This is a genomic window from Micromonospora sp. NPDC004704 (genome assembly GCF_053601675.1).
The window spans coordinates 1-17,391 of record NZ_JBSGCD010000033.1; the positions used below are offsets into that span (position 1 = coordinate 1).

13 protein-coding genes are annotated in these 17,391 nt (G+C 73.3%); 11 read left to right on the forward strand and 2 right to left on the reverse strand.

All coding sequences use genetic code 11. The features are described 5' to 3' along the window. Positions 1–146: 146 nt before the first annotated feature. The gene (gene dapD / locus ACWEFB_RS30755; RefSeq protein ID WP_363592969.1) at positions 147–1,106 is read right to left on the reverse strand and encodes a 2,3,4,5-tetrahydropyridine-2,6-dicarboxylate N-succinyltransferase; all 960 of its coding nucleotides are present in this window, start codon (positions 1,104–1,106) and stop codon (positions 147–149) included. Between the two features lie 103 nt (positions 1,107–1,209). Here dapD and dapE point away from each other — a divergent pair, with 103 nt between their 5' ends. After that, positions 1,210–2,283, forward strand: a complete 1,074-nt coding sequence (gene dapE / locus ACWEFB_RS30760; RefSeq protein WP_452291015.1) for a succinyl-diaminopimelate desuccinylase — start codon at positions 1,210–1,212, stop codon at positions 2,281–2,283. Between the two features lie 69 nt (positions 2,284–2,352). Here the strand turns inward: dapE and ACWEFB_RS30765 are convergent, their stop codons facing one another. Then, the gene (locus ACWEFB_RS30765; protein ID WP_326562653.1) at positions 2,353–2,532 is read right to left on the reverse strand and encodes a hypothetical protein; all 180 of its coding nucleotides are present in this window, start codon (positions 2,530–2,532) and stop codon (positions 2,353–2,355) included. Between the two features lie 170 nt (positions 2,533–2,702). On the opposite strand from ACWEFB_RS30765, the gene ACWEFB_RS30770 reads away from it, so the two are divergent. From ACWEFB_RS30770 to ACWEFB_RS30815, 10 genes are all read left to right on the forward strand, one after another. Then, entirely contained in the window at positions 2,703–3,548 is an 846-nt protein-coding gene (locus ACWEFB_RS30770; RefSeq protein WP_326562654.1) for an LOG family protein, read from the forward strand. A 4-nt stretch (positions 3,549–3,552) separates the two neighbouring features. Next, positions 3,553–4,098, forward strand: coding sequence for an LOG family protein (locus tag ACWEFB_RS30775; protein WP_363592977.1), 546 nt, complete (start codon positions 3,553–3,555; stop codon positions 4,096–4,098). Between the two features lie 120 nt (positions 4,099–4,218). Next, on the forward strand, positions 4,219–7,761 hold the full coding sequence (locus tag ACWEFB_RS30780; protein ID WP_452291018.1) for an ATP-dependent helicase: 3,543 nt from the start codon (positions 4,219–4,221) through the stop codon (positions 7,759–7,761). After that, positions 7,758–11,135 (forward strand): UvrD-helicase domain-containing protein, encoded by a 3,378-nt coding sequence (locus ACWEFB_RS30785; RefSeq protein WP_452291020.1) that lies wholly within the window; start codon positions 7,758–7,760, stop codon positions 11,133–11,135. The genes ACWEFB_RS30780 and ACWEFB_RS30785 overlap by 4 nt, the downstream gene beginning before the upstream one ends. Before the next feature lie 225 nt (positions 11,136–11,360). Continuing rightward, positions 11,361–11,564 (forward strand): transcription antiterminator/RNA stability regulator CspE, encoded by a 204-nt coding sequence (gene cspE / locus ACWEFB_RS30790; protein ID WP_326562658.1) that lies wholly within the window; start codon positions 11,361–11,363, stop codon positions 11,562–11,564. Positions 11,565–11,758: 194 nt separating this feature from the next. Next, on the forward strand, positions 11,759–13,063 hold the full coding sequence (locus ACWEFB_RS30795) for a DEAD/DEAH box helicase (RefSeq protein ID WP_326562659.1): 1,305 nt from the start codon (positions 11,759–11,761) through the stop codon (positions 13,061–13,063). A gap of 254 nt (positions 13,064–13,317) precedes the next feature. Further along, on the forward strand, positions 13,318–13,527 hold the full coding sequence (locus ACWEFB_RS30800; RefSeq protein WP_326562660.1) for a hypothetical protein: 210 nt from the start codon (positions 13,318–13,320) through the stop codon (positions 13,525–13,527). A 105-nt stretch (positions 13,528–13,632) separates the two neighbouring features. Further along, on the forward strand, positions 13,633–14,514 hold the full coding sequence (locus ACWEFB_RS30805) for a hypothetical protein (RefSeq protein ID WP_452291023.1): 882 nt from the start codon (positions 13,633–13,635) through the stop codon (positions 14,512–14,514). Positions 14,515–14,714: 200 nt separating this feature from the next. After that, entirely contained in the window at positions 14,715–16,103 is a 1,389-nt protein-coding gene (locus tag ACWEFB_RS30810) for an FAD/NAD(P)-binding protein (RefSeq protein WP_452291025.1), read from the forward strand. A gap of 152 nt (positions 16,104–16,255) precedes the next feature. Then, on the forward strand, positions 16,256–17,386 hold the full coding sequence (locus ACWEFB_RS30815) for an LLM class flavin-dependent oxidoreductase (RefSeq protein ID WP_452291027.1): 1,131 nt from the start codon (positions 16,256–16,258) through the stop codon (positions 17,384–17,386). Positions 17,387–17,391 lie beyond the last annotated feature (5 nt).

The window sequence follows — 17,391 nt, forward strand, 5'->3', positions numbered from 1 at the left end:
CCCTCACCCCCTCTCCCCCGCCCCGCCCCCGTTCCCCCGCGGCCCCCCCGCCCCCCCTGGTCGCGCGCCGGTGCTGGGGGCGGCCGCCGGGGGGGGGGGGGGGGGGGGGCGGGCGCGCCCCCCCCCCCACCCCGCTTTCGTCCGGGTCAGTCGTTGGCGTGCAGGGCGGCGTTGAGCTCGATGCCGTGTCCGGTGCGGGGCCGGGCCTCCAGGGCACCGGTCAGCGAGTTGCGCCAGAACAGCAGCCCGGCCACGCCGGAGAGTTCGCGGGCCTTGACCACGGTCCCGTCCGGGAGGCTGATCTTGGAGCCGGCGGTGATGTAACAACCCGCCTCGACCACGCAGTCGTCGCCGAGCGAGATGCCGATCCCGGCGTTCGCGCCGAGCAGGCTGCGCTCGCCGATGCGGACCTTCTCGGTGCCGCCGCCGGAGAGGGTGCCCATGATCGAGGCACCGGCGCCGACGTCGGAGCCGTCGCCGACCACGACCCCGGCCACGATCCGGCCCTCGACCATCGAGGTGCCCAGGGTGCCGGCGTTGAAGTTGCAGAAGCCCTCGTGCATGACCGTGGTCCCGGGCGCCAGGTGGGCGCCGAGCCGTACCCGGTCGGCGTCGGCGATCCGGACCCCGGACGGCACCACGTAGTCGGTCATCCGGGGGAACTTGTCCACCCCGTACACGGCCAGGTGGCGGCCGGCGGCGCGCTCGATCACCCGCAGCTCGTCCACCCGGTCCGGCGGGCACGGCCCGGCCGAGGTCCAGGCCACGTTCGCCAACTGGCCGAAGATGCCGTCGAGGTTGAGCTCGTTGGGCCGGACCAGGCGGTGGGAGAGCAGGTGCAACCGGAGGTACGCGTCGGAGGCATCCTTGATCGGGTCGGCGAGCGAGCCGATTTCCGTGATCACCACCACCGTACGCAGACCGGGCAGCGCCCGTTCGCCGACCGCTCCCGGCGGCAGGTCGAGTACGTCCGCCTGCTCCTCGCCGGGCACCAGCGGCAGCGCGCCCAGGCCCAGCTTGCCGGTCGGGTACCAGGTGTCGAGCACCTGGTCGTCGGCGGTGACGGTGGCCAGTCCGATACCCCAGGCGGGCTGCGCGGAAGTCATCGAGTCATCCTTCGGTCGGAAGCTGGGGGGCCGGTGAGTCATGGACAGCACAGCTCGCCCGCTCGGTCCGCGCCCGCACAATCTTGACGGTACCGTGCCGGACATGGAGAACCCGCTGACCCCCGAGGTGTTGGCCGATCCGGTCGCGTTGACCCGCGCCCTGGTCGACATCGAGTCCGTCTCGCTCAACGAGAAGGAAATCGCGCACCACGTCGAGGAGGTGCTGCGGTCGGTTCCCCACCTGGACGTGCGGCGGCACCAGAACACGGTGATGGCCCGTACCGAGCTGGGCCGCTCGCAGCGGGTGGTGCTGGCCGGGCACCTGGACACCGTCCCGTTGAACGACAACTTCCCGTCGAAGCGCGAGGGTGACCTGATCTACGGGTGCGGCACCTCGGACATGAAGTCCGGCGTGGCGTACGCCCTCCACCTGGCGGTGAGCCTGGCCGAACCCCGGTACGACGTGACGTACCTGTTCTACGAGGCCGAGGAGATCGACAGCCGCTACAACGGCCTGACCCTGGTGGCGCAGGCGCACCCGGAGTGGCTCACGGCCGACTTCGCGGTGCTGCTCGAACCGACGTACGGCGTGGTCGAGGCCGGTTGCCAGGGCACTCTGCGGGCGATCGTGACGACCACCGGCCGGCGGGCGCACTCGGCGCGGTCCTGGCGCGGGGTGAACGCCATCCACGCGGCCGGCGAGGCGCTCAACCGGCTGGCCGGTTACCAGGCCCGGACGGTCACCATCGACGGCTGCACCTACCGGGAGGGGCTCAACGCGGTCGGCATCCACGGTGGGGTCGCTGGCAACGTGGTGCCCGACCGGTGCGAGATCGAGGTCAACTACCGGTTCGCGCCGGACCGGTCGCCGGCCGAGGCGGAGGCACACGTACGCGAGGTGTTCGCCGGTCTGGAGGTGAACCTGGTGGACGTGGCACCGGGGGCGCTGCCCGGACTGACCGCGGCGCCGGCCCGGGAGTTCCTGACGGCGGTCGGCGAGGAGCCGGTGGCGAAGCTGGGCTGGACCGACGTGGCCCGGTTCGCCGCGCTCGGCATCCCGGCGCTGAACTTCGGGCCGGGCGACCCGAACCTGGCGCACGCGCCGGACGAGCACGTCGAGATCGGGAAGATCCGCGACGGGGCGGCCACCCTGCACCGCTGGCTCGCGCCGGTCTGACGGTCGCCTTCGACGACGGCCCGCGGGGCCGACGTCGAACACGGGCCGGCCCGGCCGGATCGGGCCGGCCTATCCGCCGATCAGCGAACCCTCGCCGGTGCCGCCGGACGTTTCCGCGGCGATGGTCGAGTCGAACGCGGTGTCGTCGGCCGAATCCTGTTGGCGGGCAACCCGGCGTTCGGCCACCACGGCGCGGATTCGCTGGTGCATCTGTCGCCGGAGCCGGATGATCTCGTTGTTGTTGATCACGGTGCGCCTCCCCCCAAAGGTGTCCGGCGGCGCTGCCGGACCCCGTGCATACCCGGTATGTGAATAGTAAGACGCGTACGGAGCCGCTCAGGTTGCACCTGAGCGGCGCTCTTTTCCCGCAGCCGGGGTGAGTTGCCGACGTGGACTGGCCATCCCACTACCGTGGACGCATGAGTCACAGCAAGGGACGCAACGGCAGGGCCCGGGGGCCGGAGCGGCACGGCGGCGGGGTCACCCTGCGCCGGGACGCCATCCCATCCAGTACGGCCGACCAGCGCCTACTCGACTCCCGGAGCCGGGCCGACTGGAAGACCAAGGACGCCTGGCGGGCCCTGCGCATCCTCTCCGAGTTCGTCGAGGGTTTCGACACCCTGGCCGACCTGCCGCCCGCGGTGAGCGTCTTCGGGTCGGCGCGCAGCCTCCCCGACAGTGACGAGTGCAAGCTCGCCGAGGAGTTGGGCGCCGCTCTCGCCCGCGCCGGGTACGCGGTCATCACCGGCGGCGGACCCGGCGTGATGGAGGCGGCGAACCGGGGCGCCACCGACGCCGGCGGTCTCTCCGTCGGGCTCGGCATCGAGCTGCCGTTCGAGCAGGGCATCAACGACTGGGTCGACATGGCGATCGACTTCCGCTACTTCTTCGCCCGCAAGACCATGTTCGTCAAGTACGCCCAGGCGTTCGTGGTCCTGCCCGGTGGGTTCGGCACCCTGGACGAACTCTTCGAGGCGCTGACCCTGGTGCAGACCGGCAAGGTCACCCGGTTCCCGGTGGTCCTGATGGGCAAGGAGTACTGGGGCGGGCTGCTCGCCTGGCTGCGGGACACCCTCGCCGCAACCGGCAAGATCGGGGCGGCTGATCTCGAATTGATACTGGTCACCGATGATGTGGCCACCGCCGTCGGGCATATCGTAGATGCCGACGCCGCGCTCGCCGCGGAACAGGAAGCGCTCCAGGAGACGGCCATCGCCCAGGCGGGAGCCGACCAGCAGGCAGCTTCCACCTCTCGCGAAGGGTGAGTTGATGGCCGCCATCTGCGTTTTCTGCGCTTCCTCCCGTACGCTCGACCAGCGCTGGCTGGACCTCGCCACCGAGACCGGCGGTGAGCTCGCCCGGCGCGGCCACACCCTGGTCTCCGGCGGCGGCTGCGTCGGCATGATGGGCGCGCTCGCCGACGGCGCCCGCGCCGCCGGTGGCCACACCCTCGGCATCATCCCGCAGGCGCTGGTCGACCTGGAGGTCGCCGACCGGCACGCCGACGAGCTGGTGATCACCGACGGCATGGCCAGCCGCAAGACCGCGATGATCGACAAGTCGGACGCGTTCCTGACCCTGCCCGGCGGGCTCGGCACCCTGGACGAACTCTTCGAGGTCTGGACCATGGCCACCCTGGCCATGCACCACAAGCCGGTCGTCCTGCTCGACCAGGACGGGTTCTACACCGGGCTGATCGACTGGCTGTACGGACTCGCCCCCACCCGCTTCGCCCACCAGCGGGCGATGAACCTGCTGGTGGTGGTCGACTCGATCGGCGCCGCGCTGGACGCCATCGAAGCCCGCCTCGACTGACCCACGCTCCCGTCACCGTCACCACCCGGTCACCCCGCGCGGTCCTCGCTCGGGAAGGGCTCCGGAAAGCGGTGACAAGCCGCCGTTGCCTACGCGGGAGCGTCGGGGCGGCATGGTGTGATGGGCGGCGTGCAGGCGTACCAGCTCGTTCGTCGGCCGGCCGAGGCCGTGCCGGCGTGGGTTGGCGACCCCCGGCAACAGCAGGTCGTCGAGCACGTCGACGGGCCGCTGCTCGTACTCGGCGGGCCGGGGACCGGGAAGACCAGCACCCTGGTCGAGGCGGTCGCCGCGCGGGTGGCCGGGGGAGTCGACCCGGAACGCATCCTGGTGCTGACCTTCGGTCGGCGTTCCGCCACCGCGCTGCGCCACCGGATCGAGGCCCGCGTCACCGGCATCGGCGCCCGGGTGATGCACGAACCCCTCGTACGCACCTTCCCCGGCTACGCCTTCGGCCTGCTGCGCCGGGCCGCCGCCGAACGGGGTGAGCCGTCACCGCGCCTGCTCACCGGCCCCGAGCAGGACCTGATCATCCGTGAGCTGCTCGACGTGGTCGGCGACCAGAACCCGACCGACGCGAAGGCCCCGGCAGACGCGCACGCACCGGCCGACCGGATCGGGTGGCCCGAACAACTCCGCCCGGCGCTGCGCACCAGGGCCTTCGCCGGCCAGCTCCGCGACCTGATGCAACGTGCCGCCGAACGCGGGGTCGGACCGGTCGAACTGGCCCGGCTGGGCGAGCGGCTGGGCCGGGCCGACTGGCCCGCCGCAGCCCGCTTCCTGCGTGAGTACGTGGCCGTACTGGCGTTGCGGGACGCGACCGGCCGGGGCTCGATCGCGTACGACCCGGCGGAGCTGGTCCGGGCCGCCAGCGGGTTGCTCGTCGACGACCCGGAGTTGCTGGCCGCCGAGCGGCGCCGGTTGACCCACGTCTACGTCGACGAGCTCGCCGACACCGACCCGGCCCAGCTCGAACTGCTCAACCTGATCGCCGGAGGCGGCAAGCCGCTGGTCGCGTTCGCCGACCCGGACTCCTCGACGTACGCGTTCCGGGGTGCCGACCCGGCCGGTGTCGCCGCCTTCCCGCACCGGTTCCGTACCGCCTCCGGTGCGGTGGCCCGGACCGTCCTGCTCACCACCAGCTACCGGGGCGGTACGGGACTGCTCGGCGCCGCCGCACGGGTCGCCCGACGGCTGCGCGGACCGATCACCCACCGGCAACTGGCACCGCTGCCGGACGCCGAACCCGGCACCGTCGAGGTCCGTACGTTCCGCTCCGCTACCGGCGAGTCGGCGTACCTGGCGCACGCCCTGCGCGCCGCCCACCTGATCGACGGGGTGCCCTGGTCCCAGATGGCGGTGCTGGTCCGTTCGGCGCCCCGACAACTGCCCTCGTTGCAACGGGCGCTCCAGGCCGCCGGGGTGCCGACCGTGGTCCACGCCGAGGACCTGCCGCTGCACCTGCAACCGGCGGTGGCGCCGCTGTTGCTGCTGCTGCGCTGCGCCCTGGAGCCGGACCGGCTCGACGAGGAGGCGGCGGTGGCGCTGCTGCACTCGCCGCTCGGCGGGGCGGATCCGCTGGCCGAACGGCGGCTGCGGCAGGGCCTGCGCGCACTCGCCCTGGCCGGCGGTGACCGCAGGCCCTCGGGTGAGCTGCTGGTCGAGGCGTTGCGCGAGCCGGCGGAACTGGCCGCGATCGAACGGCGCTGGGCGGCACCGGCCCAGGCGGTCGCCGGGCTGCTGGCCACCGCCCGGACCGCCGCCGCCACTCCCGGAGCCACCGCCGAACAGGTCCTCTGGGCGGTCTGGCAGGACAGCGGGCTGGCCGAACGCTGGTCCGGCGCGATCGGCCGGGGCCGGACCGCCACCGGCGAGGGCGAGAACGCGCCCCGCTGGCGGGCCGCCGCCGCCGACCGGGACCTGGACGCGATCGTGGTGCTCTTCGACGCGGCCGCCCGGTTCGTCGACCGGCTGCCGGGTGCCCGTACGGAGGTGTTCCTCGAGCACGTGCTGGGCCAGCAGTTGCCCGCCGACACCCTGGCCCCGAGCGCCGATCCCGGCGAGGCGGTGCGGCTGCTGACCGCGCACGCGGCCAAGGGACTCGAATGGGACCTGGTCGCGGTTGCCGGCGTACAGGAGGGGACCTGGCCGGACCTGCGGCTTCGTGGCAGCCTGCTCGGTTCGGAGCGGCTGGTCGAGGTGCTCGCCGGCCGCGCCGACGGCAGCGGGCTGGCGGCCAGCCTGGTCGGGCAGACCTCGGCCTTGCTGGACGAGGAGCGCCGGCTGTTCTACGTGGCGGTCACCCGCGCCCGGCGCCGGCTGCTGGTCAGTGCGGTCGCCTCGGCGGCGGTCGGCGGGATGGACCACGAGGAGCAGCCGAGCCGCTTCCTCTACGAGCTGGCCCCGCCGGCCGACCCCGGCTCCCGCCCGGTCGGCTCGTCCGACCCGGGTCCCTCTCCGAACGGCCCGGCCCCGGACGATGCGCCGCACCCGGCTCCGGAGGGCTCGAACGGCTCCGCGCCGGAGGGCTCGAACGGCCCGGTTCCGGAAGCGGAGGCGGCACCACAGGCAGCGCCGGCGGCAGTAGCGGAGGCGGAGGGAGCACAGGCGGGGGAGCCGGGGGAGTTGCCGGTGGAGCGGGCGCCGAGGGCGCTCACCCTGCCGGCGCTGGTGGCGGAGCTGCGTACCGTGGTGATCGACCCGGCCTCGTCCGACCAGCGGCGGCAGGAGGCCGCGGCCCAGCTCGCCCGGCTCGCCGTCGCCGGTGTGCCCGGCGCCCACCCGGACGACTGGTGGGGGCTGCGGGCGCTCTCCGACGACCGGCCGCTGGTGGACGAGGGCGAACCGGTCAAGGTCACCCCGTCCACCATGGAGAGCGCGTTGCGGTGCAGCCTGCGCTGGCTGCTGGAGCGGCACGGCGGCGCGGCACCGGCGAGCGGCGCGCAGGGGGTGGGCAACCTGGTGCACGCCGCCGCGATGCTGGCTGAGGACGCCAGCGCCGACCGGAGCCAGCTCATCGAGTACGTCACCGCGCGGTTCGACGTGATCGACCTGGCCGCACAGTGGATGGCCGGGCCGGAGAAGCAGCGGGCCGAGGCGATGGTCGACAAGCTGCTCCGCTGGCTGGCGACCAACCCGCGCCGGCTGCTCGCCATCGAGCACGAGTTCGCGGTCCGGCTGGACGACCCCACCCGGCCGGTCGACCTGACCGGTCGGGTGGACCGGCTGGAGGTCGACGCCGACGGCCGGCTGGTCGTGATCGACCTCAAGACCGGCAAGTCGACCGCGGTCACCGGCACCGAGCTGGCCGAACATCCGCAGCTCGGCGCGTACCAGGCGGCCGTGGAGGCGGGTGCGTTCGCCGAGTTCGGCGACTCCTCGGGCGGTGCCGCGCTGGTGCAGCTCGGCACCGGGACCAAGGACGCGAAGGAACAGGGCCAGGCCCCGGTCACCGCCGCCGACGAGGCCGGCTGGGCGCGGGCGATGGTACGGCGTACCGCCGATACGATGGCCGCTTCGACCTTCGCCGCGGTGGCCAACAGCAAGTGCCGGGTCTGCCCGGTCCGGACCAGCTGCCCGGTCTCCGGCAAGGGCCGCCAGGTGGTCGAACCGCCCGCACGGCGGCCGGGGATGACACCGCCGACCCAGCGTGGAGAGCAGGATTGAGCCAGTCGTCACTGTTCGCCGCCACGGCGCCGAAGCCGCCACGGAGAGCCGACGCCGGCCCGCGCTACACCCCGGTCGAGCTGGCCAAGCTGCTCCGGCTGCACGCACCCACCCGGGAACAGGCGGCGATCATCGCCGCGCCGGTCGAGCCGCTGCTGGTGGTCGCCGGGGCCGGCTCGGGCAAGACCGAGACGATGGCCGCCCGGGTGGTCTGGCTGGTCGCCAACGGGTACGTCCAACCCGAGCAGGTGCTCGGGCTCACCTTCACCCGCAAGGCGGCCGGTGAACTCGCACACCGGATCCGTACCCGGCTGGACCAGTTGGTCCGCCGGCTCGGGCGCGACGGCCGGGATCCGGAGGGCGATCAGCTCGGCGGTGAGCCGACGGTGGCGACGTACCACTCGTACGCGGCCCGGATCGTCACCGAGCACGGGCTGCGGGCCGGGTACGAGCCGTCGACCCGACTGCTCACCGAGGCGTCCCGGTGGCAGCTCGCCGACCTGCTGGTGCGTACGTACGACGGGGACATGTCCGATGTCGACCGGATGCCGAGCACCATCACCGACGCGGTGCTCGCCCTCGCCGGTGAACTGGCCGAGCACCTGGTCACCCCGGACGAGCTTTCCGCCTGGACCGGACGGTTCTACGCCGAGGTCAGCTCCCAGCCGGGAAAGATCTACGCCGACGTCCGCAAGGCGTTGAAGATCCAGCAGATCCGGCTCAAGCTGATGCCCCTGGTCCGCGCGTACGACCAGCGCAAGGACGACTTCGAGGCGATGGACTTCGGCGACCAGATGGCCCGGGCGGCACGGGTCGCCCGGGACCACCCGGAGGTCGGTGCGATCGAACGCGAGCGCTACCGGGTGGTGCTGCTCGACGAGTACCAGGACACCAGCCACGCCCAGGTGGTGCTGCTGCGGGCGCTCTACGGCGGCGGTCACCCGGTCACCGCGGTCGGCGACCCGTGCCAGTCCATCTACGGCTGGCGCGGTGCGAGCGCCGGCACCCTGAACCGGTTCCCGACCGAGTTCAACCACACCGGTGGCCGTCCGGCGCGCACCCTGACCCTCACCACGAGCTGGCGGAACCGGCCCGAGATCCTCGGGGTCGCCAACGGGCTCGCGGTGCCGCTGCGGGCCGCCGGTGCCCAGGTGAGCGAACTGGCCGCGGCGATGCAGGTGAAGGACCCGATTCCCGGCCGGACGGCGCGGGGGGCCGCCGGCGGGACCGTGCACTGTGCGCTGCTTTCCACGTACGAGGAAGAGGCCGACTGGATCGCGGACAGCCTGCTCGCCGCCTGGCGGGGCGCGGCCCGAATGCCGACGGCGCTGCCCGAGCACATCCCGGTCGACCGGCGCCCGACCAGCGCGGTGCTGGTCCGGGTACGCAGCCAGATCCCGGCGATCGAGGCGGCCCTGCGCGAGCGGGGGCTGCCGGTCGAGGTGGTCGGGCTCGGTGGCCTGCTGGACACCCCCGAGGTACGGGACGTGGTCTGCACCCTGCGGGTGCTCGCCGACCCGACCGACGGGGCGGCCCTGCTCCGGCTGCTCACCGGGGCCCGGTGGCGGATCGGCCCCCGCGACCTGGTGGCCCTGCACAAGAGGTCCCGGGCCATCGCCACCGCCCGGCGGGAACTGCCCCGCGCCGACGGTGACGTCGAGCCGGAGATCAGCACCGACCGGCTGGACGACGCGACCCTGGTCGAGGCGCTGGCCGACCTGGGCCCGGCGCAGCTCTACTCGGCCGAGGGTTATGCCCGGCTGCGCGCGTACGGCCTGGAACTCGGACTGCTCCGGCACCGACTGGACCAGTCGCTGCCGGACCTGGTGGCGGACGTGGAGCGGACCATCGGCCTGGAGGTGGAGGTCGCCGTACGGGCCGGTACGGACGGTCGTGGCGGTGACGCCGGCCTGGCCCGTGGCCACCTGGACGCCCTCGGTGACGTCGCCGCCCGGTTCTCCGGTGACTCGACCAACGCCTCCCTCTCCGGTTTCCTGGCCTTCCTCGCCGCCGCCGAGGAGGAGGAACGGGGACTGGCGCCGGGCGAGTTGGAGGTGATGGAGGGTGCGGTGCAGATCGTCACCGCGCACGCCGCGAAGGGCCTCGAATGGGACGTGGTCGCGGTCGCCGGGCTCACCCGTGGGGTCTGGCCCGGACCGGTCCGCAACTCCGACCACTACCTGCTCGGCCTGGGGGTGCTGCCGTTCCCGCTGCGCGGTGACGCGGACGGGCTGCCGGTCCTGGACCTCGACGAGGTGGCCGACCAGAAGGGCGTGATGAAGGCGCTCACGACCTTCACCGAGCAGTGGCGGGCACACGACGAGCGGGAGGAGCGCCGGCTCGCGTACGTGGCGGTGACCCGACCCCGGCGGCTCCTGCTCTGCTCCGGCTACTGGTGGGGTGACGGGGCGAAGCTGGCGCGCGGCCCGTCGGTCTTCCTCCGCGAGGTGTACGACCGGTGCCTGACCGGTGACGGTTACGTGATCGACGCGTGGGCGCCCGAGCCGGCCGGTGACGCGGTCAACCCGACCACCGAGGTGGTGCTGAGGGCCGAGTGGCCCGCCGACCCGCTGGGTGGCCGCCGTCCGGCGATGGCCGACGCGGCAGCCCTGGTCCGCCAGCACATGGCCGCCGACACCGGCCCGCCGTTGCCGACCGACGAGCAGCCGGCTGAGCCCGCTACCGATCCGGATCTCGACCGGTGGCGGCGGGAGGCGGACCTGCTTCTCGCCGAGCGGGCGGAACTCGCCCAGCGGGTCGGGCCGATCGAGGTCGCGCTCCCCGGTCACCTCTCCGTGTCGCAGCTCGTGGCGCTGCGTCGTGACCCGCACGCGCTGGCCCGTACGCTGCGCCGGCCGATGCCGTCCCGCCCGGACCCGTACGCCCGCCGGGGCACTGCCTTCCACGCCTGGTTGGAGCAGCGGTTCGGGGCCGGTCGACTGCTCGACATCGACGAGTTGCCCGGGGCGGCCGACGAGGACGCCGCGCCGGACGAGGCGCTGGTCGAGTTGCAGCAGCGGTTCCTGGCCAGCGAGTGGGCGGACCGGATGCCGGCCGAGGTGGAGGTGCCATTTGCCACAGTGGTCGCCGGGGTGGTGGTCCGGGGCCGGATGGATGCGGTGTTCAGCGGGCCGGGCAGCCGTTTCGACGTGATCGACTGGAAGACCGGTCGGGAGCCGGTGGGTGCGGCGGCGGACGCGGCGGCGGTGCAGTTGGCCGCGTACCGGCTGGCCTGGGCGGAACTGGCCGGGGTGCCGTTGGAGCAGGTACGGGCCGCTTTCCACTACGTACGCGAGGGCACCACCGTGCGCCCGGTCGACCTGCTCGACGCGGACGGTCTGGCGGCGCTGATCACCGCACTGCCGGTGGCTTGATGGCTGTTCCGGCACGTACGTGCTAGGCTGACCAAGTTGCAGTTTTGGTTCCCAGAGACTCTGTGTGCGCCTGCGGGATTGTAACCCAGGCGCTCTTTGTTATGTCCGGAGTTCTCCGGGCGGGGCGACCAGGGGGCGACACCGATCCGCGCCTGCCGGGCGCGGGCGATTCTCTTCGGCCCGCAAAAGTGCGGGACCGATCGTTCCGTCAAGGAGACGAAACAAATGGCAATTGGCACCGTCAAGTGGTTCAACGCTGACAAGGGCTTCGGCTTCATCACCCCGGACGGCGGCGGCGCCGACGTCTTCGCCCACTTCTCGGCGATCCAGTCCTCCGGCTACCGGAGCCTGGACGAGAACCAGCGGGTCGAGTTCGAGGTGACCCAGGGCCAGAAGGGCCCGCAGGCCGAGAACATCCGGCTGATCTGAACCCAGTTACACCCCACTGCGCCCGCCGGGCGCGGTGACGTGACCGGCCCGCGCCTTGCTGGCGCGGGCCGGCCCCGCGTATTACCCATCGGTTCGTGCTTGCGATCGCTGGTGGAGCCCTTCACGGCTCCCGGCGGCCAGTGCCCCACGGGCACCTTCCTCGACACGTGCCGCCCTTGAGGAAGGTGCTATCCATGACTCATGCCATCGCGTCGTTCACCGACGCCCTCGCCCCCGCGCTGCGTTCCGCGCTGGTGGCGAACGGCATCACCGAGCCTTTCCCGATCCAGTCCGCCACCCTGCCCGACTCGCTCGCCGGTCGGGACGTACTCGGCCGGGGTCGCACCGGATCCGGCAAGACGCTCGCGTTCGGGCTTCCGCTTCTTTCCCGTACCGCCGGTCGCCGGGCCCGCCCCGGTCAGCCGCTGGCCCTGGTCCTGGTGCCGACCCGCGAACTGGCCCAGCAGGTGACCACCGCGCTCGCCCCGTACGCCCGCGCGGTCAACCTGCGCTGCGTCACCGTGGTCGGCGGCCTCTCCCTGCAGCGCCAGGCCGACGCCCTGCGCGCCGGTGCCGAGGTGGTCATCGCCACGCCGGGTCGGCTCGCCGACCTGACCAACCGGGGTGACTGCCGGCTCGACCAGGTCACCATCACCGTGCTCGACGAGGCCGACCAGATGGCCGACATGGGGTTCCTGCCCCAGGTGACCCGGCTGCTGGAGCAGGTCGCGCCGAACGGGCAGCGGATGCTCTTCTCCGCCACCCTGGACCGGGGCGTCGACCGGCTGGTCCGCCGGTTCCTGACCGACCCGGTGTCGCACTCGGTGGATCCGGGGACCGCCACGGTCACCGCGATGACCCACCACGTGCTGCACCTCGACGCGGCCGACAAGGCCGCCACCACGACCCAGATCGCCGCCCGTGAGGGCCGGACGATCCTGTTCACCGGTACGAAGCACCGCGCCGACCGGCTGGCCCGGCAACTCCTGGCCAGTGGCGTACGCGCCGCGGCGCTGCACGGGGGCAAGTCGCAGCCGCAGCGGACCCGGGTGTTGGAGCAGTTCCGCAACGGCCAGGTGACCGCGCTGGTCGCCACCGACGTGGCGGCCCGTGGCATCCACGTCGACGGGCTCGACCTGGTGGTGAACGTGGACCCGCCGACGGAGGCGAAGGACTACCTGCACCGGGGCGGTCGTACCGCGCGGGCCGGCGAGTCCGGTGCCGTCGTGACGCTGGTCACGCCCGACCAGCGCCGGGACATGGCCCGGTTGATGGCCACCGCCGGGATCCGTCCGGAGTCGGCGCAGGTCCGGCCGGGTGACGCGGAGCTGGTCCGGGTGACCGGTGCCCGCGTACCGTCCGGCGTGCCGGTCACGGTCGTCGCGCCGAAGCCCGCCCAGGCTCCGAACCAGGCCGGCGGCGCGTCGCCCCGGGCGCAGCACCGTGGCTCGGGTCGTACCCGTCGCCCGCGCCGCCCCGCCGCTCCCCGCGCCGTCTGATCCACCCCCTCTGCCCTTCTGCTTCCTCCCCGTCTCCCCGCTCGTCGTTCCAGGGTGAATAGGTTGCCCTAGAAGATCCACAAGCCCCCTTCTGTCCGGATCGGCGGAGGGGGTGGGCGAGGGGGCGGGGGTGGGAAGCCGATCGGGTCATCGGATTGCGTCCGATGGATGACTGCGATGTGTCCGGTCATGGGTGATCCTGTTCCCTGGGGAGCTGGCGGGCTGGTCGACGGGTTCCCGATGGGGAGGTCGTCATGATCTTGACTGCCGGACCGGGGGCGGTACGAGAAATCCTCGTTGTGCTCGCGGTTGCCCTCAGTGGACTTCTCCTCGCCCTGATCGCCGCCTTCACCCCCTGGTACGACGCCCCGGCCGGGCCCAGCCGTCCACACGTGGTCGAGTTGCAGGCCCCACCGCCCCGCGCCGCCGACACCGTCGAGCCGAACCTCGTCGGCTCCGGATGAACTGAGACGGTTTGCCCGGACTCGCCAGTGGCCCGGATCCGAAAGTGACCCTGAGCCGCGAGGGCTGGTCGGCGACACGTCGGATGCTGGTGTTGACTAGAGCAGATGCCTCCCGCGATGCCACCCGAGCCGCCGTCCCGGCCCACACCGGGTACGGCATGGGCGGCCGGCCCGGTGACCCGGCTCGGTGGCCCGCCCGTCGCAGGTCCGTCCCCTGTGGCGCCGCCGGCACCGGTCGGGCGTGAACGGTACCGCCTCTGGTGGTTCGCCGGAGCGGCCGGTGCGGTCCTGGTCACCGGCCTGGCGGTGGTGCTGGTGATGACCCTCGGCTCGGATCCGCACCTGTTCGGTGACGACTTCTCCGCCCCGGCCGACACCCGGCCGCCACTGGCCCGGATGTGCCCACCATCCACCGCATCACCGCAGGCCGCGCCGTCACCGCCGGCAACCGTGGCGCCGGCGGTGGGTCCGCGTACGGTCGACGAGGAGGCGGGCATCTCCTACACCGAGTACGGGGCACCCTGGCTGCCGTGGGACACCGAGTGGAACGCAGGCATGCTCGAGGTGCCGTACCGGGTGGGGCAGCACTTCGTCACCGAGTCGGCGTACGACGGTTTCAGTGACTACCACGCGTCGATCCTCTCCGCCGCCGTGCCGGCCGCCGAGAACGACGCCCTCACCTTCGACCTGGAGTGCGTCGGCCGGCAGGTGGCCGCCGACGTGCGGGCCGAGTACTACCCGCAGCCGAGTCGGATGGAACTGCTCCGCGACGAGCGGACCCTGCTCGGTGGTCGGCCCGCCTGGGTGACCGTGTTCCGGCTGCACTTCAGCCGGCCGGGGCTCAAGGCGACCGACGAGTTGGCCGCGGTCGCCTGCATCGACGTCGGCCGGGCCACCGCCGCGGTCTTCTACGTCTCCATTCCGGGCACCCACCGCGAGCTTGACTGGGTGGTCGACGACGCGCTCGCGTCGGTCCGCCCGATCTGACGCCACGCCGACACCGAACTGCGCCGAAACGGTCGGGGCGGGTGGTCGTCCTGGGTACGGTTCTTCCGTCGGTGCCGTCCGGAGTGTCCCGCATTCGTCCTCCGGATCCCGCCGAATTTGTCACGACCGCTAGCGGGCGAGGTCGTTGATCTCCTACTTTCTGCATAGGATTTTCCAGATCAACATCGAGGGGCGGCGGGATGAGCCGGACGGTGCTGGTGGTGGGTGGTGGCTGTAGCGGCGTGCTGGTCAGCCGGGAACTCCTGCGGCACACCGCCGCCTCGGTGACGATGGTCGATCCGGCCGCGTCCCCCGGCACCGGAGTGGCGTACGGGCCGGCGGCCCAGCCGTGGCACCTGCTCAACTCACCCGCCGGGACGATGAGCGCCGACCCGGACGCGCCCGGCGACTTCGTCGACTGGTGTCGGGTCCGACGCCCGGCCGTCGCCGCCGGTGACTTCATGCCCCGGAGCTGGTACGGCGACTACCTGCGGGACGTACTCGGCGGGGTCGGGCGGGACGCGCCGGGTCGGCTGCGGATCGTCCGGGACCGGGTACGCCGGATCGTCGACACCGGTGGGCGGGTGCGCGCCGAACTCGAATCCGGCGAGTGGCTCTCCGCCGACCGGACCGTACTCGCGATCGGGGCCCCCGCCTCGGCGGACCCGGCGCAGCGGTGGCCGGCCTCCGGTGCGCGGGGATCGGGTTACGTGCGCGACCCGTGGTTGCCCGGCGCACTGGACACGGTCCCGCCCGACCAGCCGGTACTGCTGGTCGGCACCGGCCTCACCGCGGTCGACGTGGCGCTGAGCCTGGATGCCGCCGGCCACCGGGGCCCGATGGTCGCCGTCTCCCGGCACGGACTGCTGCCGAACGCCCAGCACCGGCCGGGCCCGCCGGCACCGGTCCCGACCGCGCTGCCGCAGGCGCCCGAGTCGCTGCGTCGGCTGGTCCGCCAGGTTCGTGCCCTGGTCGAGGCGGGTGCCGACTGGCGGGCCGTGGTCGACGGGCTGCGTCCCCGGCTGGACACCTACTGGGCCGGGTTCTCGTCGGCGGACCGGGACCGGTTCCTGCGGCACCTGGCCCGGCACTGGGAGGTGCACCGGCACCGGATGGCCCCGGAGATCGCCGACGAGGTGGGGCGGCTGCGGGACACCGGCCGGCTGGCCGTACGGGCGGCCGTGGTGGAGGCGATCGAGCCGAGGTCGGAGGGCGGACTGAACGTACGGCTCGGGCACCGTGCCCCGGCGTCGGGCGCCGACGACCGGCTCGACGGGTACGGCGCGGTGGTCAACTGCACCGGTCCGGGGCGGCTGCCCGCCTCGGCGGATCCCCTGGTACGGCAGTTGCTGGCCGACGGTCTCGCCCGGTCGGGGCCGTACGGGCTCGGGCTGGACGTGGACCACGCCGGTGCGGTCCTGGGGCGCGACGGTACGCCCACCGCCCCGCTCTGGACCCTCGGTTCACCGCGCCGGGGGCGGCTGTGGGAGACCACCGCCGTACCGGAGATCCGTGGCCAGGCCAGGGGCATCGCGTACCGGTTCGCCGCCCTCGACGGGGTGACCAGCCCACTCGTCGCCACCGCCTGACGCCCGGATCGCCGATCACCGCACCCCGGATCGAGCCCCGTCCGTCCCGCAGCACGAATGCCTCTGGACAAGATCCCTATCTAACTAGTAGGACTTACAGAGATAGAGATCCGATCCACCGAGCGCGCCCCGGCGCGGGAGGCGAGCAGACCGTGACCTTCCACTGGTTCCTCCCCACCTCCGGCGACGGTCACCAGGTGGGTGCCGCGACCGTACGGGCCGGAGCCGCCCGGCACGACCGGGTGGCGAGCGTGGACTACCTGAGCCAGGTGGCCAGGGCAGCCGAGGAGTCCGGTTTCACCGCGGCGCTGACCCCCGTCGGCTCCGGGTGCCCCGACCCGTGGATCGTCTGCGCCGCCGTCGCCCGGCACACCACCCGGCTGCGGCTACTGGTGGCGGTCCGCGCCGGGTTCGCCCTGCCGACCCTGCTCGCCCAGCAGGCCGAGGCGTTCCAGGCGATCTCCGACGGCCGGCTGGCGATCAACATCGTCACCGGCGGTGACCCGGCCGAGCAGCGGGCGTACGGCGACTTCCTCGACCACGACGCCCGCTACGCCCGGACCGCCGAGGCCCTGGAGGTGCTCCGGCTGGCCTGGCAGGGTACGCCGTTCGACTACTCCGGCGAGCACTACCGGATCGAGCGCGGCGGCCTGTCCACCCCGCTGGCCGAGCCGCCGCCGATCTACTTCGGGGGAGCCTCCCCGGCCGCCGAGGCGGTGGCCGCCCGGCTCGCCGACGTGTACCTGATGTGGGGCGAGCCGCCGACCGTGATCGGCGAACGGGTCTCCCGGATCCGCCGGCTCGCCGCCGAGCACGGCCGGGTGCTCCGTACCGGTCTGCGGTTGCACGTCATCGCCCGGGAGAGCGCGGACGAGGCGTGGGCCGAGGCGGACCGGCTGCTCGCCGGGATGGACCCGGCCCGGATCGCCGCCGCGCAGGCCCGGTTCGCCCGGATGGACTCGGTCGGCCAGGCCCGGATGGCCGCGCTCAACGCCGGCACCACCGGCGGGCTCACCATCGCGCCGAACCTCTGGGCCGGGGTCGGCCTGGTCCGCGAGGGCGCCGGTACGGCGCTCGTCGGCAGCTACGCCGAGGTCGCCGCCCGGCTCGACGAGTACGCCGCGCTCGGCGTCGACGAGTTCGTCCTCTCCGCCTGGCCACACCTGGAGGAGGCGTACCGGGTCGGCCGGGAGGTGCTCCCGCTCACCCGCATCGGCGCGGCGGTCGATCCGCTGTCCCCGGTCGGGGCAACGGCGCCGCACGCGGGTGTGGGGACGCGCTAGGGTCG